The sequence below is a fragment of the Mesorhizobium sp. M7A.F.Ca.CA.003.01.2.1 genome, from assembly GCF_003998945.1.
In the GTDB taxonomy this organism is placed as follows: domain Bacteria; phylum Pseudomonadota; class Alphaproteobacteria; order Rhizobiales; family Rhizobiaceae; genus Mesorhizobium; species Mesorhizobium ciceri.
Map to the genome: position 1 here is coordinate 1 of NZ_RZRA01000999.1, position 1,948 is coordinate 1,948.

Below are 1,948 nucleotides of genomic sequence, written 5' to 3' on the forward strand. Positions count from 1 at the left end.
GTGTAGGAAGAACTCCAGCTGTGCGGCTTCAGCCGGTAGAAGGACGACACGCTCGACGCCGTCATGGCGGTCATCCCAGGCAGATGGCGCAGCACGCCGGCACAGAAGGCGCCCGCTTTGGCGGAAAGGCCGCCCGCCAGTGCCGGATCGTAAGTCATCGGCTTGCCGGCCTCGTCGACGAAGCTGAAATGGATGTGGACGCCGTTGCCGACGGCGGTTGGCGCTGTCTTGGGGGCGAAGCTCGCACGCCAGCCGGCATTGCGCGCCAACTCGCGCGTGATTTCGCGGATGGCGACGGCGCGGTCGGCCGCCGTCAGCGCGTCCGCCGGCTCGTGCGTCACCTCGAACTGCTCGTCGCCGAATTCGGCGATGACCACCTCGGGCGCGACGCCGGCTTCCTCGAGCGCCGCCATCAGATTGGGCGCGAAAGGGTCGGCGCGGCGCAGTGCGGCGAAAGACATTGAATGCGCCTGTGCGAAGCCGCCGTCGGCAACGTTGAATTCGTGCTCGAAAGCGGCGATGACCGACAGGCCGGTTGCGGCTTTCAAATCGGCCAGCGCGTCTTTGAGCATCGTGCGGGTGCAGCCGAGCCATGGGCTGCCGTCGAGCTCGACGATGTCGCCGGCGACCATATCGAATGGCGTTGCCGATCCGGTGCGTGTCGTGCGAAAGCGCGCTTCGAGATCGGGGATCAGCCGCAGGTCGCCCGACGAGCCCCAGGGGTTGGGATCGACGATCGAGTTGAACGGTGTCAGCGACAGATTGGCCTGCAGCCAACCGACGCCGGTCGTGGCGGTCTTCTGCAACTTGCTTTCGGCAACGAAACGGCCCCGCGTGACGGCGGAGAGATCCGTGGTGACGACGGCAACCAGAGGCTCGACAGTCGACGTCATGCCGGTTTTCCCAAAGCGTTGAAGCGGTCGACGACCGTGTCGGTGTCAGCCACCCAGCAGTAGCCGCCGAAGGCCTTGAGCGCGATGTCGTGGCGTTCCTGGGTGATGGTGGCGCAGGCATCCGATACGCAGGTGACAAGATAGCCGCGGTCGGCGCCGTCGCGCACCGCCATGTCGACGCATTGATCGGTCAGCACGCCGACCACGACGAGATAGCGGATGCCGAGGTTCTTGAGGAGATAGTCGACATTGGTCGAATTGAAGATGCCCGACGACGTCTTCGGCAACATGATCTCGTCGCCAACCGGCGCCAGCGATGCCACCGGCAGTCCTTCGGGGAGACTGGGCGCAACATGGATCGGTGTCAGCTTGTGGTCGAGCGAGCGCTCACGGCCGTCTTCGGTCAGGCTCTGAATGATGGTGTGCAGCACCTCGACGCCATTGGCCCGCGCCGCCGCCAGCAGGCGCTCCTGGTTGGGGATCGTCTGCGAGGATGTCTGCCGGTAAAAATAATGATCGGGGCCACGTTCCGGATGCGACGGATCGGCGCCCGGCTCCAGCCAGATGCGCTGCATGTCGACGAGTAGCAGTGCCGTTTCGCCGGCACGGAAGGCTTCGTCTCGTTTGGGTAGGGCCTGGGTCATGCTTTGTCGTCCTGCTTTGCTGATTTGGGTCCCGGTGTCTTGCGGGGGCCGGGTGTCTTGCGCGCGCCGTTCTCTTGCGGTTCGCTGTCGAGCGTCACGGCATTGGCATGCCGCACCTTTTCGAGTCGCTCGATGCGGGCGCGGGCCTCGTCGCCCAGCGTCGAAACGATATGGGCGACCAACGCTTCCATCTGTGCGATCGCCGGCGCCAGCGTGTCGTAAGGTGAGGCGACTTCGAGCGGGCTGACGATGGTGACTTCGGCGAGATCTGATATCGGCGACAGCCATTGGTCGGTGAACAGGACGATGCGCACATCGAGCGCCGCCGCTTGTTTTGCATAGGCCATCACATCGAGTTGGTAGCGGCGGTAGTCGAAGACGACGAGCACGTCGCGCCGGCCGAGGGCGGGC

3 protein-coding genes are annotated in these 1,948 nt (G+C 65.0%); all 3 read right to left on the reverse strand.

The window, feature by feature from the left end:
• On the reverse strand, positions 1 to 893 hold an 893-nt coding region (locus EN969_RS28805; RefSeq protein ID WP_127419615.1), incomplete at its 3' end, for a glutamine synthetase.
• A complete protein-coding gene (locus tag EN969_RS28810; protein ID WP_013530318.1) occupies positions 890 to 1,537 on the reverse strand; it encodes an isochorismatase family cysteine hydrolase in 648 nt (215 codons plus the stop codon). The genes EN969_RS28810 and EN969_RS28805, both read right to left, overlap by 4 nt.
• A partial coding sequence (locus EN969_RS28815; protein ID WP_164758588.1) for an SIS domain-containing protein occupies positions 1,534 to 1,948 on the reverse strand: 415 nt, incomplete at its 5' end. The genes EN969_RS28810 and EN969_RS28815, both read right to left, overlap by 4 nt.